28 protein-coding genes and 1 pseudogene are annotated in these 23,038 nt (G+C 70.6%); 22 read left to right on the top strand and 7 right to left on the bottom strand.

The features are described from left to right. Positions 1–11: 11 nt before the first annotated feature. Positions 12–527 carry a hypothetical protein gene (locus AB0E94_RS35525; RefSeq protein ID WP_360335588.1) on the bottom strand — a complete coding sequence of 172 codons (516 nt, stop codon included), beginning with the start codon at positions 525–527 and terminating at the stop codon, positions 12–14. A 90-nt stretch (positions 528–617) separates the two neighbouring features. On the opposite strand from AB0E94_RS35525, the gene AB0E94_RS35520 reads away from it, so the two are divergent. From AB0E94_RS35520 to AB0E94_RS35510, 3 genes are all read left to right on the top strand, one after another. Next, complete coding sequence (locus AB0E94_RS35520) at positions 618–1,082, top strand: RICIN domain-containing protein (RefSeq protein ID WP_360335586.1); 465 nt, start codon at positions 618–620, stop codon at positions 1,080–1,082. Between the two features lie 31 nt (positions 1,083–1,113). Continuing rightward, on the top strand, positions 1,114–1,551 hold the full coding sequence (locus AB0E94_RS35515; RefSeq protein ID WP_360335584.1) for a hypothetical protein: 438 nt from the start codon (positions 1,114–1,116) through the stop codon (positions 1,549–1,551). 183 nt (positions 1,552–1,734) lie between these two features. Then, positions 1,735–3,918: an ATP-binding domain-containing protein gene (locus AB0E94_RS35510; protein WP_360335674.1), complete on the top strand. Its 2,184-nt coding sequence runs from the start codon at positions 1,735–1,737 to the stop codon at positions 3,916–3,918. A 3-nt stretch (positions 3,919–3,921) separates the two neighbouring features. Here AB0E94_RS35510 and AB0E94_RS35505 read toward each other — a convergent pair whose 3' ends face one another. Genes AB0E94_RS35505 through AB0E94_RS35495 form a run of 3 tightly spaced genes read right to left on the bottom strand, consistent with a single transcriptional unit; the run spans position 3,922 to position 5,398 of the window. Then, positions 3,922–4,509 carry a DNA-3-methyladenine glycosylase gene (locus AB0E94_RS35505; protein WP_360335582.1) on the bottom strand — a complete coding sequence of 196 codons (588 nt, stop codon included), beginning with the start codon at positions 4,507–4,509 and terminating at the stop codon, positions 3,922–3,924. Further along, positions 4,506–4,925, bottom strand: coding sequence for a hypothetical protein (locus AB0E94_RS35500; RefSeq protein WP_360335580.1), 420 nt, complete (start codon positions 4,923–4,925; stop codon positions 4,506–4,508). The genes AB0E94_RS35505 and AB0E94_RS35500 overlap by 4 nt, the downstream gene beginning before the upstream one ends. Positions 4,926–4,966: 41 nt before the next feature. After that, positions 4,967–5,398, bottom strand: a complete 432-nt coding sequence (locus AB0E94_RS35495) for a MarR family transcriptional regulator (RefSeq protein WP_360335672.1) — start codon at positions 5,396–5,398, stop codon at positions 4,967–4,969. Between the two features lie 147 nt (positions 5,399–5,545). Here AB0E94_RS35495 and AB0E94_RS35490 point away from each other — a divergent pair, with 147 nt between their 5' ends. Both AB0E94_RS35490 and AB0E94_RS35485 read left to right on the top strand, forming a co-directional pair. Beyond that, positions 5,546–5,920: a DoxX family protein gene (locus AB0E94_RS35490; protein ID WP_360335578.1), complete on the top strand. Its 375-nt coding sequence runs from the start codon at positions 5,546–5,548 to the stop codon at positions 5,918–5,920. A 70-nt stretch (positions 5,921–5,990) separates the two neighbouring features. Beyond that, positions 5,991–6,809 (top strand): hypothetical protein, encoded by an 819-nt coding sequence (locus AB0E94_RS35485; RefSeq protein WP_360335576.1) that lies wholly within the window; start codon positions 5,991–5,993, stop codon positions 6,807–6,809. A gap of 4 nt (positions 6,810–6,813) precedes the next feature. Here AB0E94_RS35485 and AB0E94_RS35480 read toward each other — a convergent pair whose 3' ends face one another. Further along, the gene (locus AB0E94_RS35480; protein ID WP_360335574.1) at positions 6,814–7,065 is read right to left on the bottom strand and encodes a hypothetical protein; all 252 of its coding nucleotides are present in this window, start codon (positions 7,063–7,065) and stop codon (positions 6,814–6,816) included. Between the two features lie 194 nt (positions 7,066–7,259). On the opposite strand from AB0E94_RS35480, the gene AB0E94_RS35475 reads away from it, so the two are divergent. The 16 genes and pseudogenes from AB0E94_RS35475 to ptsP all read left to right on the top strand — a co-directional run bounded on the left by AB0E94_RS35475 (position 7,260) and on the right by ptsP (position 19,496). Then, positions 7,260–8,132 carry a helix-turn-helix transcriptional regulator gene (locus AB0E94_RS35475; RefSeq protein WP_360335573.1) on the top strand — a complete coding sequence of 291 codons (873 nt, stop codon included), beginning with the start codon at positions 7,260–7,262 and terminating at the stop codon, positions 8,130–8,132. Next, complete coding sequence (locus tag AB0E94_RS35470) at positions 8,125–8,328, top strand: DUF397 domain-containing protein (RefSeq protein WP_360335571.1); 204 nt, start codon at positions 8,125–8,127, stop codon at positions 8,326–8,328. The genes AB0E94_RS35475 and AB0E94_RS35470 overlap by 8 nt, the downstream gene beginning before the upstream one ends. A 109-nt stretch (positions 8,329–8,437) precedes the next feature. Continuing rightward, positions 8,438–9,220 carry a CAP domain-containing protein gene (locus AB0E94_RS35465; protein WP_360335569.1) on the top strand — a complete coding sequence of 261 codons (783 nt, stop codon included), beginning with the start codon at positions 8,438–8,440 and terminating at the stop codon, positions 9,218–9,220. Positions 9,221–9,621: 401 nt separating this feature from the next. Then, a pseudogene (locus AB0E94_RS35460) lies at positions 9,622–9,990 on the top strand (type II toxin-antitoxin system PemK/MazF family toxin); the annotation flags it as partial. 20 nt (positions 9,991–10,010) lie between these two features. Then, positions 10,011–10,577: a hypothetical protein gene (locus tag AB0E94_RS35455; protein ID WP_360335567.1), complete on the top strand. Its 567-nt coding sequence runs from the start codon at positions 10,011–10,013 to the stop codon at positions 10,575–10,577. 57 nt (positions 10,578–10,634) lie between these two features. Beyond that, entirely contained in the window at positions 10,635–11,282 is a 648-nt protein-coding gene (locus AB0E94_RS35450; protein WP_360335565.1) for a nucleoside monophosphate kinase, read from the top strand. A 10-nt stretch (positions 11,283–11,292) separates the two neighbouring features. Next, the gene (locus AB0E94_RS35445) at positions 11,293–11,874 is read left to right on the top strand and encodes a hypothetical protein (RefSeq protein ID WP_360335563.1); all 582 of its coding nucleotides are present in this window, start codon (positions 11,293–11,295) and stop codon (positions 11,872–11,874) included. Between the two features lie 59 nt (positions 11,875–11,933). Further along, entirely contained in the window at positions 11,934–12,653 is a 720-nt protein-coding gene (locus AB0E94_RS35440) for an NUDIX domain-containing protein (RefSeq protein WP_360335561.1), read from the top strand. A 157-nt stretch (positions 12,654–12,810) separates the two neighbouring features. Then, positions 12,811–13,572, top strand: coding sequence for a DeoR/GlpR family DNA-binding transcription regulator (locus AB0E94_RS35435; RefSeq protein WP_360335559.1), 762 nt, complete (start codon positions 12,811–12,813; stop codon positions 13,570–13,572). Then, complete coding sequence (gene pfkB, locus AB0E94_RS35430; protein WP_360335557.1) at positions 13,569–14,507, top strand: 1-phosphofructokinase; 939 nt, start codon at positions 13,569–13,571, stop codon at positions 14,505–14,507. The genes AB0E94_RS35435 and pfkB overlap by 4 nt, the downstream gene beginning before the upstream one ends. A 141-nt stretch (positions 14,508–14,648) precedes the next feature. After that, positions 14,649–15,770, top strand: a complete 1,122-nt coding sequence (gene mtlA / locus AB0E94_RS35425) for a mannitol-specific PTS transporter subunit IIC (protein WP_360335555.1) — start codon at positions 14,649–14,651, stop codon at positions 15,768–15,770. Positions 15,771–15,790: 20 nt separating this feature from the next. Further along, positions 15,791–16,099 (top strand): PTS lactose transporter subunit IIB, encoded by a 309-nt coding sequence (locus tag AB0E94_RS35420; RefSeq protein ID WP_317791348.1) that lies wholly within the window; start codon positions 15,791–15,793, stop codon positions 16,097–16,099. After that, the gene (locus tag AB0E94_RS35415) at positions 16,092–16,541 is read left to right on the top strand and encodes a PTS sugar transporter subunit IIA (protein ID WP_360335553.1); all 450 of its coding nucleotides are present in this window, start codon (positions 16,092–16,094) and stop codon (positions 16,539–16,541) included. The genes AB0E94_RS35420 and AB0E94_RS35415 overlap by 8 nt, the downstream gene beginning before the upstream one ends. Then, positions 16,538–17,578 (top strand): zinc-dependent dehydrogenase, encoded by a 1,041-nt coding sequence (locus AB0E94_RS35410; RefSeq protein ID WP_317791350.1) that lies wholly within the window; start codon positions 16,538–16,540, stop codon positions 17,576–17,578. The genes AB0E94_RS35415 and AB0E94_RS35410 overlap by 4 nt, the downstream gene beginning before the upstream one ends. A 9-nt stretch (positions 17,579–17,587) precedes the next feature. Next, positions 17,588–17,860, top strand: coding sequence for an HPr family phosphocarrier protein (locus AB0E94_RS35405; RefSeq protein WP_093621725.1), 273 nt, complete (start codon positions 17,588–17,590; stop codon positions 17,858–17,860). Next, entirely contained in the window at positions 17,853–19,496 is a 1,644-nt protein-coding gene (ptsP, locus tag AB0E94_RS35400) for a phosphoenolpyruvate--protein phosphotransferase (protein ID WP_360335550.1), read from the top strand. Before AB0E94_RS35405 ends, ptsP begins: the two co-directional genes overlap by 8 nt. Before the next feature lie 31 nt (positions 19,497–19,527). Here the strand turns inward: ptsP and AB0E94_RS35395 are convergent, their stop codons facing one another. Then, on the bottom strand, positions 19,528–19,938 hold the full coding sequence (locus AB0E94_RS35395) for a hypothetical protein (protein WP_360335548.1): 411 nt from the start codon (positions 19,936–19,938) through the stop codon (positions 19,528–19,530). A 36-nt stretch (positions 19,939–19,974) separates the two neighbouring features. After that, entirely contained in the window at positions 19,975–20,733 is a 759-nt protein-coding gene (locus AB0E94_RS35390; RefSeq protein WP_360335546.1) for a UDP-galactose-lipid carrier transferase, read from the bottom strand. 59 nt (positions 20,734–20,792) lie between these two features. Here AB0E94_RS35390 and tyrS point away from each other — a divergent pair, with 59 nt between their 5' ends. Then, the gene (tyrS, locus tag AB0E94_RS35385) at positions 20,793–22,049 is read left to right on the top strand and encodes a tyrosine--tRNA ligase (RefSeq protein WP_360335544.1); all 1,257 of its coding nucleotides are present in this window, start codon (positions 20,793–20,795) and stop codon (positions 22,047–22,049) included. The last annotated feature ends 989 nt before the right edge of the window (positions 22,050–23,038 follow it).

Genomic DNA, 23,038 nt, shown 5'->3' with positions numbered 1-23,038 from the left:
GCCCGGAACGGTCAGCCTTCCTCATGGTCGGTGGCCCGCGCCGCGCACAGGAACGTGCCGCCCACCGCGAACGCGCCGAGCACCCCGAGCGAGATCTGCGTCTCGTGGTCGATCTGCCGGTCGTAGGCGGCCCGGTCGACGACCACCTCCCGGTCGTGGTCGACCAGCAGGTACTGGTCGCCACGCCGTTGCGGGGTGCCGTCGAGCGCGGTGAACGCCAGCACCAGGGCCAGCCAGAATCCGAAGAACGCCAGCGCCGCGACGGCCGCCGCCCAGATCGGCACGTGCGGCGGCACCCAGGACGCGAGGCTCCACAGTCGCCGGGGCCGGCGGGTCTGGTAGCCGCGCCGGTTGGCGAGGATCCCGGCGGCGAATCCGGGCACGGTCAGGATGGCGGCCATGCCGACCGCGATCGGTGTGATCACCGGCCGCGCCTCGAAGGCGTACGCGACGATGAGCGCGGCCGACCACAGCACGCCGGCCCCGCACACCAGACTCAACCCCAGAAGGCCCCGACGTGTGAACATCACTGTCGACGCTAATGTCCCACTCGCCACTCCGGGGGTGGTTTCCGCACTTCGTCTGCGGGGCCGGGGCCGGCTCCCTAGCATCGGGTGATGCTGACCAGCCGAGTCCTCACCCCGCTCGTCGCGGCGGCCCCGTTTCTCGCTGCCCCGGCCGCCGTCGCGGCGCCCGCCCCGCCGCCGCTGCATCAGGGCTGGATAGTCAGCGAGCAGTCCTCGAACCGCTGCCTGACCGGCGGCCCGGCCGGAACCGTCCTGCACACCACCGCCTGCGACCGGGCGAACAAGGCCCAGGACTTCTACCAGACCAGCGAGGGCCATTTCACCCAGGGCGAGAACTGTGTCCAGCCGAACAGCGCGGGCACCCGTGCGGTGGTGACCCGCTGCACCTACCAGGCGAACCAGAACTGGTGGTACGCGACCACGCTCCAGGCCGGCGACCAGCGCGGCCGCTGCCTGACCGAGGTCGCGATCGACACCGCGGGCATCGGCAAGGTCCGCCTGCGGGCCTGCACCGGCGACGTCACCCAGCGCTGGCGATCGGTGAATCCCTGGTAGACACAGATCGAGGATCGTTTATGGTTCGGGGGTGCGGGCGGACGGTACGGAGCAGGGCGGCTGCCGCTGGTGCGGTGATCGCCGGGACGAGACCGAGTTCGGCCTGCGCGTCTGGTCGGGGCGGGTCACCGACGCGTACTTCGCCAGGCGGGCGTTCGTCCGGGGCTACGCGATAGTGGTCTGGCGGGGCCGGCACGTGGCCGAGCCGATCGATCTGAGCCCGGTCGAGTCCGATCTGTATCACCGCGAGGTCCTGACCGTGGCTCGCGCGATCCGTGACTGCTTCCGCCCGCCGAAGATCGACTACCTGACCCTGGGCGACCGGGAGTCGCACCTGCACACCCACGTGACGGCCCGTTATCCGGACGACGCCGGCGCCGACGGCCCACTGCCCGCGCATGAGGCGCCGCTGCTGACCGAGGAGAGCTGGCGCACCGACGCGGCGGCCCTGAAGACACTGCTCACCTGAGTTTGTGACCTGAGACCGTTCCGAGCATGTACGCTGGAGCCTCGCACGTCCATTTTGCGCGTGCGGCAGAAAGTTCCAGGATCAGAATACGGCTTGGGGGCCAAGGTGTCAAGTCTGTCAAGCGTTTCCGGGACGGATTCCTCCGCGGCGGCGGCGTTCGCCGAGGAACAGGAGTACGTCTCGATGCTCTACGCCCGGCTGGACGAGATGCGGGAGCGGGCCCGCGACCACCTCACCGGCGCCTGGCGATCCTCCGGCGGCACCCCGCAGGCACGGTCGCAGCGGGACGCGACCGCGCGGGGGTACGCCGACCGCCTGGCCCGATACGACGCGGTGGAGCCGGGACTGTGCTTCGGGCGCCTCGACCCGCGCGACGGCGGCGCGCTGCACATCGGGCGGATCGGCATCCACGACGTCGACGAGCCGCTGCTGGTCGACTGGCGGGCGCCGGCCGCCCGGCCGTTCTATGTGGCGACCGCGATCACCTCGTACGGCATCGCCCGCCGCCGCCACATCCGCACCCGCGACCGTACCGTCATCGATCTGGACGACGAGGTCCTCGACGTGGACGTCGCCGCGGCCGCCGGAGGCGGGCCGCTGGTCGGCGAGGCCGCGCTGCTCGCGGCTCTGGACGCGCACCGCACCGGCCGGATGCGCGACATCGTGGCGACGATCCAGGCCGAACAGGACCGGGTGATCCGCTCGACCGCCGGCGGCGTGCTGGTGGTGCAGGGCGGACCCGGGACCGGCAAGACCGCGGTGGCCCTGCACCGGGCGGCCTACCTGCTCTACACCCATCGCGAGCAGCTGAGCGCCCGGGGCGTGCTGATCGTCGGCCCGAACCCGACGTTCCTGCGCTACATCTCGCAGGTGCTCCCGTCGCTGGCGGAGACCGGTGTGCTGCTGGCGACGCCCGGCGACCTGTTCCCGGGCGTGTCCGGCTCGGCGCCGGAGCCACCGGAGACCGCCGAGATGAAGGGCCGGGCCGAGATGGCGGAGTTCCTGATCGAGGCGGTGGCCGCCCGGCAGCGGGTGCCGGAGTCGCCGGTCGAGATCGAGGTGGACCGGCATCTGCTGCGGCTGGACCGCTACGACTGCGAGCCGGTGCGCCGCCGGGCCCGCGAGTCGGGGCTGCCGCACAACCTGGCCCGGCCGATCTTCGTGGCCGGCGTCCTGGACGTGCTGGCCCGGCAGATCGCCGAGCGGATCGGCTCGGACCCGTTCTGGGACGACCCGCTCGGTGAAGACGACACGCTGACCAGCCCGAACGTGCTCGACGACGCCGACCTGGCGGACATCCGCGCCGACCTCGCCGCGCTGCCCGCGGTCCGGGCGCTGCTCGGCGAGTGGTGGCCGGTGCTCACGCCGCAACGGTTCCTCAGTGACCTGTGGGCCACCACGGACCGGGCCGGGCTGCGCCGGGAACGGGGCGCCGGCTGGACGGCGGCCGACGTGCCCCTGCTGGACGAGGCGGCCGAGCTGCTGGGTGAGGACGACACGGCGCGGCGTGCCCGGGAGGCCCGTGACCTGCGGCGGCGGCTTGACTACGCGCAGGGCGTCCTGGACATCTCGGCGGGCTCCAAGTCGTACGAGGCGGAGGACGACTTCGAAGCCGAGATCCCGAACGCGGCCGACGTGATGGAGGCCGCCGTGCTCGCCGAGCGATATGCCGACCGGGACACCAGGTCGGCCGCCGAACGGGCGGCGATGGACAGGCGATGGGCGTTCGGGCACGTGATCGTCGACGAGGCGCAGGAGCTGAGCCCGATGGCGTGGCGGATGCTGATGCGGCGGTGCCCCAGCCGGTCCATGACGATCGTCGGTGACCTGGCCCAGACCGGGGCGCGCGGTGGCGCGGACACCTGGGCGGGAGTGCTCTCGCCGTACGTCGCCGATCGCTGGCGTCTCGCCGCGCTCACCGTGAGTTACCGGACCCCGGCCGAGATCATGGCGTACGCCGGACGCCTCCTCGCCGACGCCGACCCGCCGATCGACCTGCCGCAGCCGGTCCGCTCCGCGGGCGCCGAGCCCCGTGAGGTGACCGGCGACGTGTCCGACCTGGCCGGGATCGTCGCGGAGGCGCGGGGGAGTGTCGCGGTGATCGTCCCGGCGGGCCGGCTCGCCGAGGTCGCCGCCGCGCTGCCCGACCTGGGGCCGGACCTGGACGAGCCCGCGGTCCTGCTGACCGTCACGCAGAGCAAGGGCCTGGAGTTCGACACGGTGATCCTGGTCGACCCGGAGCTGATCCGGGCGGAGTCCCCACGCGGAGTCAACGACCTGTACGTGGCCCTGACCCGGGCCACCCGGCACCTGACCGTGATCCGGCCGGCTCCCACCGCTGTCTCGGAGCCCGCGACACAACGGTGAGGGTCAGCGGCGCGGGGTGTGGCGGCGGTAGGCGCTGACCGTCGGGTCGCCGGTGATCCAGAAGCGCCACGGCACGTCGTGGGCCGAGGTCACCCCGACCCGCGGCCCCGCCGAGATCGGCCCGGCCGGCGTCGCGGGTGGAGCCAGCACGGCCGGCCCGTCGCCGAACAGCGGTGTGTCGTTGGCGGCCCGGTTCAGGTCGAGCACCTGCATGAGCTTGCCCGGCCCGGCGGCCAGGCCGGTGTCCCGGCGGGCCGCGGGCCGGCGTTTGCGGGCGAGCTCGATCCCGTCGACGACGGCCCCGGCCCGCAGCAGGACGGCGGCGGCCCGCCCGCTCTCACCACAGACGACGTTGGCGCAGAAGTACATCCCGTAGATCTGGTAGACGTACAGCCGCCCGGCCGGCCCGAACATCACCCGGTTGCGTTCGGTGACCCCGCGGTGGGCGTGGCTGGCCGGGTCCTCGCCGAGCCCGCTGTACGCCTCCACCTCGGTCAGCCGCACGGTCACCCCGTTGGCGCTCAGCTGCCAGCCGAGCAGGAGACGGGCCGCCTCGTCGACGCGGGCCGCGGGCAGTTCGAGCCAGTTCATCGGGTCATGTCGCCTCGGACGGCGGCGGCCGGCTTTCCGTGACGCCACAGCTCGGCGTAGTCCTGGGCCTCGGCGTGGCTCGCCCACAACCACGGCTGGGGCCGGCCGCCCGCGGGTCGCTGGATCGCCCGCATGACGGCCGGGCTGTAGATCATCCGGACCCGGAACCCGGTCAGATGACGCCAGAGAACCGGAACCCGGATGAGCCGGTGTCCACGGCCGCGGTGGTGGCCGACGGCCATCAGCCGGTCGCTGTCGCCGGCCCACATCGGCGGCAGCACCCACACCCTGGCGCCGCCCTGGAAATGCCGGACGCCGGTCCTGATCTCTAGGCCGCCCGGGCCGTTGGCGGTCTCGAAGGCGACGTTCGCAACGACACACCAACCGAGCGGTTCGGCTTCCGTCTCCGTCGACATGGGCTAGATGATCTCCGCAGGTCAGCGGGGTGGCAATAGGGTTATCGGGTGGGACAGGACCCGCCCGGGTCGGTGGCGCCGAGGATGCGGCGGCCGATCTCGAGGAGCTGGCGGACCTGGGCCTTGGTGAGCGTGTCGAAGACCAGGGTCCGCACGTTCTCGACGTGGCCCGGCGCGCTGGCGACGATTTTTCCCCAGCCCTCCTCGGTGAGGGTGGCGAGGGTGTAGCGGCCGTCGGTGGGGTCGGGGGAGCGGCGTACCCAGCCGCGTTTCTCCAGCCGGCCGACGGCCTGTGACAGCCGGGCCAGCGAGCCTTCGGCGAGGATCGCGAGGCGGCTCATCCGCAGCGTCCGGTCAGGCGCCTCGGAGAGGCCGGCCAGGATCCCGTACTCGAAGTGGCTGATCCCCTCGTCGCGCAGCAGCTGCGCGTCGAGGGCGGCGGGCAGGCGCATCAGGACACCCATCAGGGTCATCCAGGTCGCGCGCTCTTCACTGGTCAGCCAGCGTGGCTCAGGTGTCTCCACGACCGCATCCTACCCGTTCGGATCACTTGCATGTTTAACTCAATCGGCCTACCGTTCGCTCAAGCGTTTAACTGACGACTCCAAAAATGAGGGATCATGAACATCGTCCTGTGGGTCATTGCGGGCCTGCTCGCCGCCGCCTTCCTCGGCGCCGGCGGGATGAAGCTGAGCCAGTCGAAGGAGAAGCTGGCCGCCTCCGGCATGGCCTGGACCGAGGACTTCAGCGCGGGCGCGGTCAAGGCGATCGGCGCGGCGGAGCTGCTCGGCGCGATCGGCCTGATCCTCCCGGCGCTGCTGGACATCGCCCCGGTGCTGGTCCCGCTCGCGGCCACCGGCCTGGCGCTGACCATGATCGGCGCGGTCGTGGTGCACCTCCGCCGCGGCGAGACGCAGGCGATCGCGCCGAGCGCGGTGCTGTTCGTGCTCTCCGCGATCGTCGCCTGGGGCCGGTTCGGTCCCTACGCCTTCTGAGCGGGCCCTTCTGGGAAGGCGCAGACATCGATATAGTTCGTCGCCTTGGGGGCAGGGTGGGGAGCTGACATTGGAACAGGCTGGGCAAACGCCGGGAAAGCCGGACGACACGGGGCTCGGGGCGCGGCTGGTCGCGCTCGGTGGCCTCGAACTCGGGGAGTTCACCTCCGTCCCGTCCGGTCCTCCCGGCGGCGCCCCGGCCCCGGAGCCCGTCGCCCCGGCCAGGAATCGGACCCTTCTGATCAGCGCCGGGGTCGCGGTGGCCGTGCTGGCCTTCTTCGGCACCGCCGCCTACCTGTTCGTCAACGTCGGCGGCACCTCCCCGCAGTCGGCGGCGCCGCCTCCTCCCCGCAAGCCGGCCCCGGCCGCCTCTGCCGCGCTCCCGACCGGCCCGCAGCCGATCAACCAGGGAGTACGCACGGAGGACGACCTGCACCTGGTGTGTCAGAACTGGTACTACCCGTCGGCGCCGAGGCTCCGCAGCAGCGCCCCGCATCCGATTCTGATCAGTGAGGACGGCGGCCCCGAGGTGGAGTACCGGACCACCCGCACCCTGAATCAGGCGGCGTTCTCCGGTGGTTCCGAGGACCGCCGGGCGTGGGCGCCGGAGCCGCCGAAGGCTCAGCTGGTCGCCTGCCTGGACCTGACCGGCCCGGGGCGCAAGGTGCGGGACTGCAAATCGGACTCGAAGACGCTGCCGCTGGTCGAGGGAAAGTACCGGCTGACCGTCTACGAGGTGGCCAGCCATCGCAAGCTGATCGACAAGGCGCTGACCGGCGCTGACCGGGCGTGTCCGTTCGTGATCCTCAACAGCGCCGGCGACACGCTCTACAGCGCGGTCAAGGACCGGCAGCTGTACGACCTGCTGCACACCCGCGTCGAGGACTGAGGTCTCAGCGGGCCCCGGTGTCCGCCCAGCCGAGGAACCGTTCGTAGAGGTCGGCCGGTGGCCCGCCGCTGCCGGCCGCCCAGTCGTCGATCGCCTCCAGCATGCAGGAGCCGAGGTAGACGGCCAGACCGTGCGGAAAGCTCTGATACTGCTCGGCCAGCTCGACCTTGGCGGTGGCGCACGGCCACGGCTCGCCGCAGACCCGGCAGTCCCAGGACGGGCGCTCGCCGACGTGTTCGGTCCGCGGAACCAGCATGCCACCCTCACCATGTGCGATTCGTCGACTACACAGTGGAGCCTTCCGTGCCTTAGGCTCGCTCTCAAGCCGGTGCGGCGAGAATCCCAGAAATGGATTCCCGCTGTCTCGCGCGGGGCGTTCGCATCGTCTCGTTCGAGACAACCGGACAGGCGGACGGGCAGTCGAGGCGACATCGCGGGGGACGGCAGCACATGAACGAGACAGGTTCCACCGTTCCGAAACGGCAGGTCGGCCGTCTACTCCGGCAGTTGCGCGAGCAGGCCGGCATCTCCCTGATGGCCGCGGCCGCCGAGCTGGAGTTCTCCCGCGCCCGGATGTACCGGATCGAGAACGGTGAGGTCCCGGTCCGCAAGCACGACGTGATCGCCATGTGCGGGGTCTACTCGGCGCCCGGCCACATCACCGAGGTGCTCATCGGACTGGCCGCCGAATCCAAGGCGAAAGGCTGGTGGCACGCGTACGGCGACGTCGTCCCGGCCTGGTTCGAGCTCTACGTGGGCATGGAGCAGGCCGCGGCCAGCCTGCGTTCCTACGCCCCCAGCGTGATCCCCGGACTGCTGCAGACCAGGGAGTACGCGGAGGCGGTGTTCCGCAGCTGGCACGCCGACCCGGACGCGGCCGGCAGTGCCGTGGCGGTCCGGCTGGAACGCCAGTCGCTGCTCAGCCGCCGTCTGCCGGAGGCGCCCCGGCTCGACGTGATCGCCGACGAGGGCGTGTTGCGCCGGGCCATCCCGGACACCCTCGGCATGCAGAAACAGCTGGCCCACCTGGTCAACATGTCGACCCGGCACAACATCGGGGTCCGGGTGATCCCGTTCGCGGCCGGGCCGCACAAGGGGGCCGGCTCCGGGCAGTTCACCATCCCCGACTTCCCGGCCGTCGGGACGGCGTCACCCGAACCGACCACCATCTACTGCGAGAACCTCACCGGTGCGCTCTACCTGGATAAGCTCGCGGAGGTGGATACGTACGAGTCGATCTGGGGGGAACTCGGAGCGGTCGCGCTCAGCCAGGCCGAGTCCGACGACCTCATTCGCACGATCATCGAGGAGAGCGATGGGTGACCTGACGGGTGCCGTCTGGCACAAGAGCACTCGCAGCGGCGGCAACGGCGGCGACTGCGTCGAGGTGGCCGCCAATCTCCCCGGCATCGTGGCGATCCGCGACACCAAGGATCCGGGCGGCGCCACCCTGGTCTTCACCGACGACGAGTGGTCCGCGTTCCTGGCCGGAGTGCGGGCCGGCGAGTTCGACCTTTAGAAGTCTGTGAGCCGTTCCTTAAGGAATCCTTTCCGGCGCTGCCGGGAGCCGGGCCCTCGCTCATAGTGATGGGGCGTCGTCCTGCCCCTGCTCACCGAGGTGAATATCCGTGTCGCTCTCCGCCGCTGCCCGATTCCGTTACACCCTGGCAGCGGGGTCGACAGCCGTCGTCATCGGCGCCGGATTCGTGCTGGTGGGACTCTCCCAGGGCAGTGCCGGGACCCCCACCCCGACCTCGGTCGACGCTCCGCTCGCCGCCGCGCCGTCCCCCGGCGAGAGCACCGGTGACCTGCTCACCGACCCGGCTGCCACCGCCCCGGGTGGATCAGCCGCGGTGAGCGTCACCCCTGCCACGGGCGCCCCCAAGTCGCCCAGCCCCAAGGCCACGGTCAAGAAGACGACCAAGGCGCCGGCGACCAAGGAGACGACCGCGGGCACCTCCGGCAAGAAGACCACCGCGCCGGTCACCTCCGGCAGCGTCACCGAACAGGTGCTCGCGCACATCAACGCGGCCCGGGTCGCCGAGGGGCTCAAGGCGCTCACCCTCGACACCAACCTGTCCAAGGCCGCGGCCCTGCACACCCAGCTGATGATCGACGGGTGCGGGCTGTCCCACCAGTGTTCCGGCGAGTCCGGGCTGGGCGAGCGGTTCAGCGCGCAGGACGTGTCCTGGCGGACCGCCGGGGAGAACATCGGCTACGGCTCCAGCGGCAGCAGCGACTCGGCGAAGGTGCAGGCCGCCAACGGTCTCACCGACTCGATGCTGGCCGAGGTGCCGCCGAACGACGGCCACCGCAAGAACCTGCTCAACCCCGACTTCACCCGGATCGGCCTGAGCATCGTCCGTGACTCCAAGGGCATCACCTGGATGACCCAGGACTTCGTGGGCTGACCCGCCCGTCCCGCCACCCCTTCGTCGTCGATCTTGTGGACTTCCGGCACACACCTGTCCCGCCGAAGTCCACAAGATCGAAGAGGGGACCGTAAGGTGGCCCGGTGCTCGAAATGCTGAAAGCCTTCCTCCGGCGACTTCTCGGACAATCGGAACGTCCTGCCGCGCCCGCGTCGAGGCCGAGCGCTCCGGCCGTACCGAAGAAGGTTGGTCCGAAGCCTGCCGCACCGACGCCGAAGCCCGCCGCTGCGAAGCCTGCCGTACCCGCGCCGAAAGCGGCGCCGAAGGCGGCCGCTCCGAAACCCGCCGCGCCGAAGGCTGCGGCCCCGAGACCCGCCGCGCCGAACGGGGCGTCGCCGAGCCCGGCGAGGCCCGCGGTCGTCAAGCGGGCCGTGCCGAAGCAGGGCCGGCATCTCGCCTACGCGCCCGATCTGGACGGTGACGCCGACCCGGGCGAGATCGTCTGGACCTGGGTGCCCTACGAGGAGGACGCGTCGCAGGGCAAGGACCGGCCGGTCCTGGTGGTCGGCCGGGACGCCCGGACGCTGCTCGGCCTGATGCTGTCCAGCCAGGGCGAACGCGACGGCCAGCGGCACTGGCTGGCGCTCGGCCCCGGCGAGTGGGACCGCGACTCGCGCCCCAGCTGGGTCCGCCTGGACCGGGTGATCGAGGTCGACGAGGACGGCATCCGCCGCGAGGGCGCCATCCTGGACCGGCCCCGGTTCGACCGGGTCGCGGCGATCCTGCGCCGCAACTACGGCTGGCCGTGAGGGCCGGATAGCGTTGGGTCATGAGTGAAGGCATGACCGGTTTCGGTGGCAAGCAGGCGTGGCTGGCGGTGGCCGGCGCCGATCCGGGCGCGGTGCTCAAGGCGCTCGGCCTGCGTGACCTGGGGACCGTGCCGTGGCGCGACGGGCTCGACCTGGCGCATCTGACCGACGACCGGGTGGCGGTCACCCCGCCGCTGCCCGGCAACCGGGGCGACTGGGTGCTGGCCGTCGGCCGCGCGCTGATGACGCCGGGCCCGGATGTGGTGGCGCTCTCCGCGGAGCTCGGCGTCGAGGTGCAGTTCTTCGCCACCCACCGGGTCACCGAGCTGCATCGCTGGCAGCGCGCCGATTCGGGTGACCTGTTGCGCACGTTCGGGTATGTGGGGCAGACCGGTGAGGTCACGTCCTGGTTCGGTGAGCCGGACGCGGCCGAGCGTGCCGCCGGGCTGCCCGGCGAGTTCGACGACGAGACGTCGGTGCTGGTCGCCGAGCGTGATGTGTTCCGGGTGGCCGGCGCCTGGAGCATCGATCCGACCACGTTGTCCGGGCTCGCGCCCGGCCCGCTGCGCCTCGGCGCGACGGACTGAGAGAGGCCTGAAGAAGCGCCTCGCTGCGCCTCGGCGCGACGGACTGAGGGGATTTCAATGCGCAAGTACGTGATCATGGGCGTGCAGGGCAGCGGCAAGGGCACCCAGGCCAAGATGCTCAAGGACGACCTTGACCTGGTGCACATCAGCGTCGGTGACATCTTCCGCTGGCATGTGCGCCAGCACACCAAGATGGGCGCCCAGGTCAAGCGGATCATGGCGGCCGGCGACCTGGTCAGCGACGAACTGGTCGAGGAGGTGGTGCGCCGCCGGATGGGCATCCACGACTGGAACTACGGTTTCATCATCGACGGGTTCCCGCGCAACGGGCGGCAGGCCGAGTTCTTCATGGAGAGCTACGACATCGACGCCGTCATCCACCTGGAGCTGCCGGACGACGAGGTGCGCCGCCGGGTGCTCAGCCGCCGGCTCTGCCCGAACTGCGGGATGGACTACAACCTGATCGCCGACCGCCCCGAGGTGGAGGGCCGCTGCGACATCTGCGGCCACGGGCTGATCGTCCGGGAGGACGACACCCCGGAGGCGCTGGAGTCCCGGCTCACCGACTACCACGAGAAGACCCGGCCGGTGCTGGAGCTGTTCCGGCGCAAGGAGGTCGTGCACGACGTGGACGGCCGTCCCCCGGTCGAGGAGGTACAGCAGGCCATCCGAAAGACCCTCGGCCTGCCCGCTTTCCGCGGCTAGCATCCGCGGGGTGACTCTCACCCCAGACGATCTGATCGGGTACGTCGAGCGCGATCTCGACGCTGACATCGCTCGCTGGTTCCCGGACGGGGATCCGGTCGAGATCCCGGCCGAGACCCGTTCCATCGACCATCTGCTGGACCGGCTGCCACCGGCCGGGGCCGCCGCCCTGGCCGGTTTCGATCGGCGGGTGCGCGAGGGCCGGATCCCGGATCCCTTCGACATCGCCGACTGGTCGTACGGCTTCGACTTCGCCGCCAACGACTGCACGATCCTGGACTCGGACTACGAGACCGAGGTGACCGACGACGACGTCTTCACGATCGCCGCCGACGGTGGCGGCAACCTGTGGACGGTGCTGGCGAACGGGCAGGTCGCCGTCTGGTTCCACGAGGAGGAGGTGCTGGAGGGCGGCACCCGTTTCGACCATCTGGACGTGTTCCTGTGGTCGCTGGTCCGCTACTACGCGGTCCGGGCGGGTGTGCTGTCGCGGGCCGAGGTGGAGGCCGACTTCCGGTCGCTGGGCCAGGACGGCGCGCTCGCCGAGAATGTCGGTCTGCTGTCCGGCATGAAGGACTCTTCCCCCGAATAAGGTCTCCTTCCCCCGGATAGGGCAATCCGATCAAGACGGGCGCGGCCTACCGTGATGCCGTGCATCTCGGTCCGTCGTTCTCCGCGCCCGTCACCGGTGCCGGCGTGGTTCTCTGGCGTGGCGCCGGAACCGCGCGTGAGGTCGCCGTGGTGCATCTGCGGCGCGGCGAATGGTGTTTCCCGAAAGGGCGGGTGGCGCCGGGCGAGCACATCGTGACGGCCGCGGTCCGGGTGGTTTCCGAACGGGCCGGGCTGTCCGTCCGGCCCGGTCCGTGGCTGGGCGCGACGGATTATCTGGAACAGGGCTGGCCGGAGCACGTCGACTATTTCGCGGCCGAGGCCGGTCCGGCCGTCAGCCGCGCTTTCCCGGCGTCCGCCGAGGTCGACGACATGCTGTGGCTGCCGCCGCATCGGGCCGCCGACGCGTTGAGCCGGCCCGATGACGTGCGCATTCTCGGCGAGTTGCAGAACCGTGCCCGGGTCAGCACGAGCAGCGTGATCCTGATGCGTGACGTGCCGGCGCCGGCCCGGCCGGTGATCTCCGCCTACGGCGCCGGTGAGCCGTGCGCGGACGCCGATCCGGCGAGCGCGCTGCGAATCGCCGAGGAGTCCTTCGCGACCGGCCGGCCAGCCGCCCTGTGCGCGGAGGCGGCCGCTCTGCGGGAGGTGTCCCGCCGCTTGTCGCCGGCCGTTGTGGACGCGACCATCCCGTCCGGCGGTCTGCTCGTTCTGCACGGCACCCCGTCTCGTGTCGTGGCGGTCGAGCGCCACCTCATCTGAAGGTAAACCAACACAACCGGACTCTCCTGTTTGGTCCGGTTTTGTGCGGAAAACTCCTGCGAATTTAAGAGACCGAAATCTCTTCGACATATTGCGCTCGGGCAGAACCGGGCGTAAACAAAGACAAAGCCAAAACGAACCAGGCGGGTGAGCAAGGATGTACGCGGAGGAACGCCAGCAGGAGATAGTGCGGCGGGCCCGGGCCGAGGGCCGGGTCGACGTCGTCGCGCTGGCCGAGACCTTCGGGGTGACGGCCGAGACGATCCGCCGCGACCTGACGGTGCTGGAGCGCTCGGGCGTTCTGCGCCGGGTGCACGGCGGCGCGATCCCGGTTGAGCGGCTCGGGTTCGAGCCGGCCCTGGCCGCCCGCGACGCGGTGCTGATAAGCGAGAAGGAGCGGATCGCCAAGGCCGCTCTCGCCGAGGTCCCGGAGGACGGGGCGATCATCCTGGACGCCGGGACCACCACGGCGCGCCTGTCCCAGCTGCTGCCGGCCGACCGTGAGCTCACCGTGGTGGTGAACTCGCCGGTGCTGGCGGCCGCGCTCGGCGTCAAGCCCAACCTCACCGTCCTGCTGCTCGGTGGCCGGGTCCGGGGCAAGACTCTGGCCACCGTGGACGACTGGGCGCTGCGGCCGCTCGCCGACATGTATGTCGACGTCGCGTTCATGGGCACCAACGGGTGCACCGTCGATCGTGGCATGACCACCCCCGACCCGGCCGAGGCGGCGGTCAAGCGGGCGATGATCGCCGCGGCCCGCCGGGTGGTGCTGCTCGCCGATCACACCAAGATCGGCAATGATTACCTGGCCAAATTCGGCGCGCTCACCGACCTCGACCTGCTGATCACCGACAACGGGCTGGACCACGACCTGGCCGCCGAGGTCGAGGCGACAGGCGTCCGGGTGGTGAAGGCGTGATTCTCACGGTCACCCTCAACCCCAGCGTCGACCGGGCCCTCGAGGTCGACGCGCTGGTCCGCGGCGAGGTGCTGCGGGCTGCCGACTCCCACATCGACCCGGGTGGCAAGGGCGTCAACGTCTCCCGCGCGCTGCTCGCCAACGGGGTCCGTTCCACCGCCGTCGTGCCCACCGGCGGCGCCGAGGGCGAACAACTCGTCGACCTGCTCAACGCCGAGGGTGTCGACCTGCTGTCCGTGCCGATCGCCGGCCGGACCCGTTCCAACATCACCCTGGCCGAGCCGGACGGCACGGTCACGAAGATCAACGAGGCCGGCCCGGTTCTGTCCGACGCCGAGTTCGCCCAGGTCAGCAAGGCCGTCCTGGACGCCGCGGCACACGCCGACTGGGTGGTCATCTGCGGCAGCCTGCCGCCCGGCCCGAGCATCGACGCCTTCACCGACCTGTGTTCCCGGCTGGTCGGCGCGGGCTACCGGCTGGCCGTCGACAGCAGCGGCCCGGCCCTGCTGGCCGGTGTCGCCGCCGGCGCCGCCCTGGTCAAACCCAACCGCGAGGAACTCGCCGAGGCCGTCGGAGCGGAACCGGCCACCCTCGGCGACGTGGTCGAGGCCTGCCGCCGGCTGCGGGCGGCGGGCGCCGGCGCGGTCCTGGCCAGTCTCGGCGCCGACGGAGCGGTCCTCGTCGACGGCGACGGCGTCCTGGCCGGCGTCTCCCCGGTCAGCGTGCCGCGGAGCACGGTCGGCGCCGGCGACGCGCTGCTCGCCGGATTCCTGGCGGCCGGCGCGAGCGGCGCCGCCGCGCTCACCGAGGGGCTGGCCTGGGGCGCGGCCGCGGTCTCGCTGCCCGGCAGCCGCATGCCGACCCCGGCCGACCTCGACCGTACGCACGTACGCGTCACCCCCGACCCCGACCCGTCCCGCCCCCTCCACACCTGAACCCCCGGCTGGCTCACACCGCTGTCTCCGGCCCTTCGAGACAGGGGTGACAGCCAGCCGGGAGCACAACCGCAGAACCCCGGCCGGAACCAGCCGGACAAATACACCACCCCCACTCTCCACACCGAATTGGAGATTCTCATGGCCTCTTCGTACACCCCCGAGGTCAGCGGTTCCGGAATACGGGCCCGCGTCCAGAAGCTCGGCGGCTACCTCGCCGGGATGGTGATGCCCAACATCGGGGCGATCATCGCCTGGGGTCTGATCACGGCACTGTTCATCCCGGTCGGCTGGCTGCCGAACGAGAGCCTGGCCGAACTGGTCGGCCCGATGATCACGTACCTCCTCCCGGTCCTGATCGGTTACACCGGCGGCCGGATGGTCCACGGACAGCGCGGCGCGGTCGTCGGCGCCACCGCCACGATGGGTGTCATCGTCGGCGCGGACGTCCCGATGTTCCTCGGCGCGATGATCATCGCCCCGCTGACCGCCTACGTGCTGAAGCTGTTCGACAACGCGATCGAGGGCAAGATCCGCCCCGGTTTCGAGATGCTCGTCGACAACTTCTCGGCCGGCATCATCGGCGGTGGCTTCGCGATCCTCGGCAAGCTGGGCATCGGCCCGGTCGTCAACGCCCTGACCGAGGCGGCCGGCAACGGCGTCGACTGGCTCCTCGACCACAGCCTGATGCCGCTGGTGTCGATCCTGGTCGAGCCGGCCAAGGTGCTGTTCCTCAACAACGCCATCAACCACGGTGTGTTCAGCCCGCTCGGCGTGCAGCAGGTGGCCGAGCACGGCAAGTCGATCCTGTTCATGATCGAGTCGAACCCCGGCCCCGGCCTCGGCCTGCTCCTGGCCTACTTCTTCTTCGGCCCGAAGTCGCTGCGCCCGACCACCCCGGCCGCGATGATCATCCACTTCTTCGGCGGCATCCACGAGATCTACTTCCCGTACGTTCTCATGAAGCCCCGCCTGATCCTGGCCATGATGGCCGGTGGTATGGCCGGTGTGGCGACCTTCATGATCACCGGCGCCGGCACCGTGGCCTCCCCGGCTCCGGGCAGCATCTTCGCCTTCTTCGCGGTCACCGCGAAGGGCAGCCACTTCGGGATGATCCTCGGCGTCATCATCGCCGCCGCGGTCACCTTCGGCGTCGCCTCATTGCTGCTCGGGTTCGGCAAGCTCAAGTCCGACCAGGAGCCGGAGGACGACGGCACCGACGCCACCGCCGACGACGCGGCCAGCCGCAAGGAAAACGCGTAACCACCACCAGGAGAGAAGTCATGGCAACCATCAACGGCAAGGACATCCACAAGCTCGTGGTCGCCTGCGACGCGGGAATGGGCAGCAGCGTGATGCTGGCCAGCACCCTGCGCAAGCAGCTCGGCAAGAGTGGGGTAACGGTCGAGCACACCCCGGTGAACTCGATCCCGGCCGACGCCGACGTGGTGGTCTGCCACAGCGGCCTGGCCGCCCGGGCCAGGTCGGTAGCACCCGACAAGCCGATCGTGCCGTTCCAGATCTTCCTCGGCGACCCGGCCGTGACCCGCGTGGTCAAGGCCATCCAGCAGGGGACCGATCTCAATGTCTGACCAGTTGCTCGACCCCCGGGCCATCCGGCTCGGGGAGTCGGCCGCCAGCCGCGACGACGCGATCCGTCTCTGCGGCGAGGTCCTGGTCGAGATCGGCGCCGCGGAACCCGGCTACATCGACACGATGCTGGCCCGCGAACAGTCGATCTCCACCTACGTCGGCGAGGGGGTCGCCATCCCGCACGGCACCCTCGCCGGCAAGGACCTGGTCAAGCGGGACGCCCTCGCGGTGCTCCGCTTTCCGGAGACGGTCGACTGGGACGGCGAACCGGTCACCCTCTGCGTGGCCATCGCCGCCCAGGGCAACGGCCATGTCGAACTTCTCGCCGCTCTCGCCGAGATCCTGCTCGACGAGGACCAGGCCCGCGAACTGCGCGAGGCCACCGAACCCGAGACCGTGACCCGGCTCCTCGGGAGTATCCAGGAGGAAGCAAACCAATGAAGGTCGTACGATTCCACGCCCCCGGCGACGTCCGTTTCGAGGACGCGCCGGAGCCCGAGGCCGGCCCCGGAGAGGTCAAGATCCGGGTCCGGAACTGTTCCACCTGCGGCACCGACGTGAAGATCTCGAAGTTCGGCCACCACCACATCCACCCGCCGCGGGTGATGGGCCACGAGATCGCCGGTGAGATCGTGCAGGTCGGCGAGGGCGTCGACGGCTGGTCGGCCGGCGACCGGGTGCAGGTCATCGCCGCCATCCCGTGCGGCGAGTGCGCCGAGTGCGAGCGCGGCCGGATGACCATCTGCCCCAACCAGGTGTCGATGGGCTACCACTTCGAGGGCGGCTTCGCCCAGTACATGGTGGTGCCCCGCGAGGTCCTCAAGGTGGACGGCCTGAACCGGATCCCGGAGGGCGTCTCGTTCGCCGAGGCGTCCGTCGCCGAGCCGCTGGCCTGCGCCCTCAACGCGCAGAACCTGGCCCGCGTCGGCGTCGGCGACGACGTCGTGGTGATCGGCTCCGGCCCGATCGGCTGCCTGCACGTCCGGCTGGCCCGGGCCCGCGGCGCCGCCCGGGTGTTCCTGGTCGAGCTCAGCCGCCAGCGCCTGGAGATGGCCGCCAACCTGGTCAAGCCGGACGCCGCGATCTGCGCCGAAGAGGTCGACCCGGTCGAGGAGATCCTCAAACTGACCGACGGCCGCGGCGCCGACGTCATCATCACCGCCGCCGCCTCCGGCAAAGCGCAGGAGCAGGCCATCCTGATGGCCGCCCGGCAGGGCCGGATCAGCTTCTTCGGCGGCCTGCCCAAGGACAACCCGACCATCACCTGCGACTCCAACCTGGTCCACTACCGGGAGCTGATGATCGTCGGCGCCAACGGCTCCAGCCCGGCGCACAACGCCGAGGCCCTCAACCTGGTCGCCACCGGCGCGGTGCCGGTCGCCGACCTGATCACTCACCGCCTCCCGCTGGAGAGCGCGATCGACGCCTTCGGCATCGTCGCCCGCGGCGAGGCCATCAAGGTCACCATCGAACCCTGAGGAGCTGCTATGCCCACCCGCACGGTGACCGTCGGTTCCAGCAGCGGCCTGCACGCCCGCCCCGCGAAGATCTTCGTCGAGGCGGCCGCGAAGGCCCCGGTCAAGGTCACGATCAGGTCCGGTGACCGTAAGCCGGTACCCGCCAAGAGCATGCTGTCGGTGCTCGCCCTCGGCGCCAAACAGGGCACCGAGGTGATCCTGGAGGCCGAGGGCGAGGGCGCCGACGAGGCCCTGGACAGCCTGGCCGAGCTGCTGGCGAAGGATCTGGACGCCGATGCCTGAGATGCTCACCGGCATCGGGGTGTGCGCCGGGATCGCCGCCGGTCCGCTGTTGCGGATCGCGGCCGCCCCGGCGCTCCCCGCCCCCGTCCCGGTCACCGACGCCGGGGCGGAGTACACCAGGGCGGAGGCCGCCCTGGCCGAGGTGGTCGCCGAACTCGGCCGCCGCGCCGACCGCACGGCCGATGCCACGGTCGCCGAGGTGCTGCGGGCCGAGGCGCTGATGGCCGACGACGAGGAACTGCGCGACGGCGTACGCGAGCTGATCGACGAGGGCCACGACGCGCCGCATGCGATCGACGGCGCGTTCGCGACGTTCCGGGAGGCGTTCGCCGCCGCCGGCGGCTATCTCGCCGAACGGGTCGCCGACCTCGACGACCTCCGCGACCGCGCGGTCGCGGTGCTGCTCGGCCTGCCGATGCCGGGTGTTCCGGCGCCCGGCCACCCCTATGTGCTCGCGGCCCGCGACCTCGCGCCGGCGGACACCGCGGATCTCGACCCGGAACAGGTGATCGGCCTGGTCACCGAGATCGGCGGCCCGACCAGCCACACCGCGATCCTGGCCCGCGCGCTCGGTCTGCCCGCGGTGGTCGCCTGCCCCGGCGTGCTCGCCGTGCCGGACGGCACGTTCGTGCTGCTCGACGGCGCGTCCGGGCAGGTCCGGGTGGGTGTCTCCGAGGACGAGGCGACGGCCGCGGCCGAACAGGCGGCCCAGGTGGCTGCCGCGGCTTCCACCTTGACCGGTCCGGGCCAGACCTCCGATGGGTACGGGGTGAAGCTCCTCGCCAACGTCGGCTCAGCGAAGAACGTGCCGGCCGCCGACGAGGCCCACGCCGAGGGGATCGGCCTGTTCCGTACCGAGCTGCTCTTCCTCGACCGCGCCCAGGAGCCCACGTTCGACGAGCAGGTCGTCGCGTACCGGGACGTGTTCACCGCGATGGCCGGGCGGCGGGTCGTCATCCGTACCCTCGATGCCGGCGCCGACAAACCGCTGCCGTTCCTGAACCAGGACGGTGAGCCCAATCCGGCGCTGGGTGTTCGTGGCCTGCGCGTGGCGCGGCAGCGCCCGGACGTGCTGACCACGCAGCTCGCCGCGATCGCCGAGGCCCGGTCGCAGACCGGCGCCGACGTGTGGGTGATGGCGCCGATGGTGTCCACCCTGGCCGAGGCGACCGGGTTCGCCGCCGCCGTCCGCGACGCGGGCCTGCCCAAGGCCGGCGTGATGATCGAGGTGCCGGCCGCCGCCCTGCGGGCCGCCGACCTGCTGCGGGTGGTCGACTTCCTGAGCATCGGCACGAACGACCTGAGCCAGTACACGTTCGCCGCCGACCGGATGTGCGGCGAGCTGGCCGACCTGCTGGACCCGTGGCAGCCGGCGCTGCTGCAGCTCATCGGGGTGTGCGGGGAGGCCGGACGGGCGGCCGGCAAACCCGTCGGCGTGTGCGGGGAGGCGGCCGCCGATCCACTGCTCGCGCCGGTGCTCGTCGGGCTCGGGGTGACCAGCCTGTCGATGTCCCCACGGGCGATCGGTCCGGTCCGGGCGGCGCTCGCCGGGCGTACCGAAGCTGATTGTCGTCGTCTGGCCGAATCGGCCGTGGCCGCCTCGGATGCGTCCGAGGCCCGCAAGCTGGCGATGTGAGAGAGGGCCTCCCCTGGGGAGGCCCTCGTCGTCAGTCGAACGGGAAACCGGGCGGGAACACCGGCGTCGGAAACGTCTCGACCCGGCGGATCACCTCGAAGAGCAGCCGTGGCGCGCCGGGAGTGTGCGAGTAGGTGACGATCCGTTTGTGCCCGCCGTGGCGGTAGGTGACGGTCACCTCGTACCGGTACCGGCCGGACCTGTCGGACGGCACGTAGCGTGACCGCAGGCCGCGGAAGGCCGGGCTGGAGACCATGCGCAGCACCTCGCCCGCCTCCCGGATGCCGCCGGACACCTGGAAGATCGACAGGTTCTGCTCACCGCGGGTGCGCTGGACCGACACCTCGACGGCCTGGTGGCCCCGTGCGGCGCCGGCGGCGGACGGATGCGCGGTGATCGTGGCGAGACCCAGCAGCACGGCCACGCCGCGCGAGATGATCATGTGGCCACTTTATCCGCAATGTACCATTTCAACCGATCAAAACGCGGTCAAATCGTAGCCCCGCTTCGCCAGTTTCGACTCCAGCACGTGACACACCTGCTCCACCACCGCTAGCCGGGCATACGGCTTGTCATCACCCGCGATCACGTGCCAGCGCGCCTTCGGACGGTCGGTCCTGTCGATCATCTCCTCGACCGCCGCCTCGTACGGCCCCCGCTTCTCCCGGTTACGCCAGTCCTCGTCGGTCAGCTTCCACTGCCGCAACGGATCGACACGACGGCTCTCGAACCGCTTCAGCTGCTCCTCATCCGACACGTGCATCCAGAACTTGATCAGGATCATGCCCTCCGCGGTCAGCGTCCGCTCGAACTCCACGATCTCGTCGTACGCCCGCTTCCACTGCTCGCCGGTCGCGAAACCCTCGACCCGCTCCACCAGCACCCGGCCGTACCAGGACCGGTCCAGCACCGCCATCCCGCCCCAGCCCGGCAACACGGTCCAGAACCGCTGCAGGAAATGGTGCCGCTTCTCGTCATAGGTCGGAGCGGCGAACTGCGCCACCCGTACATGCCGGGGGTCCAGCGGCGCCACCAGGCGCTTGATCGCACCGCCCTTGCCCGACGCGTCCCAGCCCTCGAAGACCACGCACAGCGGCGGCCCGATCTTCTTCTCCCCGATCTGACCGCCCAGCAGCAGCCGCAGACGCAACAGCCGCTGCTGCGCCGCCTCCAGCCGCGCCTCGGCCTTCTTCTTGGAGATCTCGAACGGGGGAGTGGCGCTACCCAGATGACCCATCCGCCCAGCATCCCTAATCCAGTTGTGATCCGCAGCAGCCGGTGCGAGAGAATCCGGGTGTGACTTTCGTAGACGACCTGCTGTGGCGCGGACTGATCCAGGACTCGACCGACCCCGACGAGCTCCGCAAGAAGCTCGACGGCGGCTCGATCACGTTCTATGTGGGCTTCGACCCCACCGCCGCCTCGCTGCACGTCGGCCACCTGATGCAGGTGTGCACCGCACGTCGTCTCCAGCTCGCCGGCCACCGCCCGCTGCTGCTCGTCGGCGGCGCCACCGGCCAGATCGGCGACCCGCGCGAGTCCAGCGAGCGCAGCCTCAACCCGCCCGAAGTGGTCGAGGGCTGGGTCCAGCGGATCCGTGAGCAGCTCAGCCCGTTCGTCACCTACCAGGGTGCGAACGGCGCGACGCTGGTCAACAACCTCGACTGGACCGGCCCGATGTCGGTCGTCGACTTCCTGCGCGACGTTGGCAAACACTTCCCGGTCAACAAGATGCTGGCCCGCGACGTGGTCCGCAACCGGCTCGAGAGCGGCATCAGCTTCACCGAGTTCAGCTACCAGCTGCTCCAGTCCAACGACTTCTACCAGCTGCACGTCCAGCACGGCTGCGAGCTCCAGTTCGGCGGCTCCGACCAGTGGGGCAACATCACCGCCGGCGTCGACTTCGTCAGGCGTCGCGGCGCCGGCCCGGTCAGCGCCTTCGTCACCCCGCTCGTGCTCAAGTCCGACGGCACCAAGTTCGGCAAGACCGAGGGCGGCGCCGTCTGGCTCGACCCGGCGATGACCACGCCGTACAGCTTCTACCAGTTCTGGATCAACAGCGACGACCGCGACGTCAACCAGTACCTGCGTTACTTCAGCTTCAAGTCCCGCGAGGAGCTGGAGGAGCTGGAGAAGGCAACCGCCGACCGGCCGCAGGCCCGGCTCGCGCAACGAGCCCTCGCCGAGGAGCTCACCGCCCTGGTGCACGGTCCCGAGGAGGCCCGGCAGGCTATCGCCGCCAGCCAGGCCCTATTCGGGCGAGGTTCGCTCGACGAGCTGTCCGCGGACACGTTGCGCGCCGCGTTGTCCGAGGCCGGCCTTCTTTCGGTACGGGGTGAGCTCCCGTCCGTGGGAGCCCTGCTCAAGGACACCGGTCTCGTGGCGTCGGCCAACGAGGCCCGGCGCACGATCACCGAGGGCGGCGCCTACCTCAACAACGAGCGAATCACCGACGGGGAGGCCGTGATCCCGGCGTCCGCCCTGCTGCACGGTCGTTTCCTGGTCCTGCGCCGGGGCAAGCGCACGTTCGCCGGAGTCGAACTCCTCCCCTGACCACCCCACCCACCCACCCACCTAGCGCCCCGGATCCCCGATCCGGGGCGCCCCCTTTCCTCCCCACATCCCCCACCCAGCCACCGCCCTCTCCCACACCACCCAGCCACCGTCCTCTCCCGTCCTCTCCCGTCTGCCCGCCCGGCCTGCCCGCCCGGCCTGCCCGCCCGGCCTGCCCGCCCGGCCTGCCCGCCCGGCCCGGCCCGGCCCGGCCCGGCCCGCGATTGTGCGGTCGGTGACCGTCCGATCCTCAGCGGTCAAGGTCCGCCCATGCCTCCAGCCGCCTCAGCTGCGCGTCCGTCGGGACTCATCTGCGGGCCTACGGGTTCAGCCGCGTGGCGGCGCGTTGGCCGCCCGCGTGTGTTCCGGGTTGTCGACGGTCCCGGTCCGGACCGCCAGCCGTCGCTGGCGGTGGTTATCGGCACGCTATTCGGATGCTCAGCGACGGCTGGCCTGGTCGGGGTCGTTTGCCGGGTCGCTCGACTTGAGGAAATAGGGGGATTTTTCGGTGTGATCGGCGTCGCCTGACCCCGATTTGGAGTTGCTGGAAGGGGCGAGTAATGTTTACCGAGCCGCCAGGGAGACGGGCGAGCGAGCGGGACCTGAAGTTGGGGCCCGGCCGGCCGTCCTGACGGAAACCCTCACAAGATCACACGATCTAGCATCGTGTGTGTTTCGGGGTGCCTGTGCAGTTTCTGTGGTTGTTGAATTCGGTTGCGAAACGCGGATTTGACAGAGCGGAAACGGCGGGTAAAGTAGAGCGAGTGCCCCGGAGGGCGGGCCGCGAAAGCGGTACGAACTAAGGTGTGCGGTTGTTCTTTGAGAACTCAACAGGGTGCTTGATAAGCCAGTGCCAATTATGGCAATACCCCGGCCTATCTCTTTCAGGGATGGGTGGGAGATTCCTTTGGCAACATTTTTGTTGCCGGGATGAGTTTTTCAACAGATTTTGTTGGAGAGTTTGATCCTGGCTCAGGACGAACGCTGGC

Origin of the sequence: Actinoplanes sp. NPDC026670, from assembly GCF_040638175.1 — a bacterium.
In the GTDB taxonomy this organism is placed as follows: domain Bacteria; phylum Actinomycetota; class Actinomycetes; order Mycobacteriales; family Micromonosporaceae; genus Actinoplanes.
The sequence above is the reverse complement of the archived record's forward strand: the minus strand, read 5'-3'. Positions and strand labels throughout refer to the sequence as shown.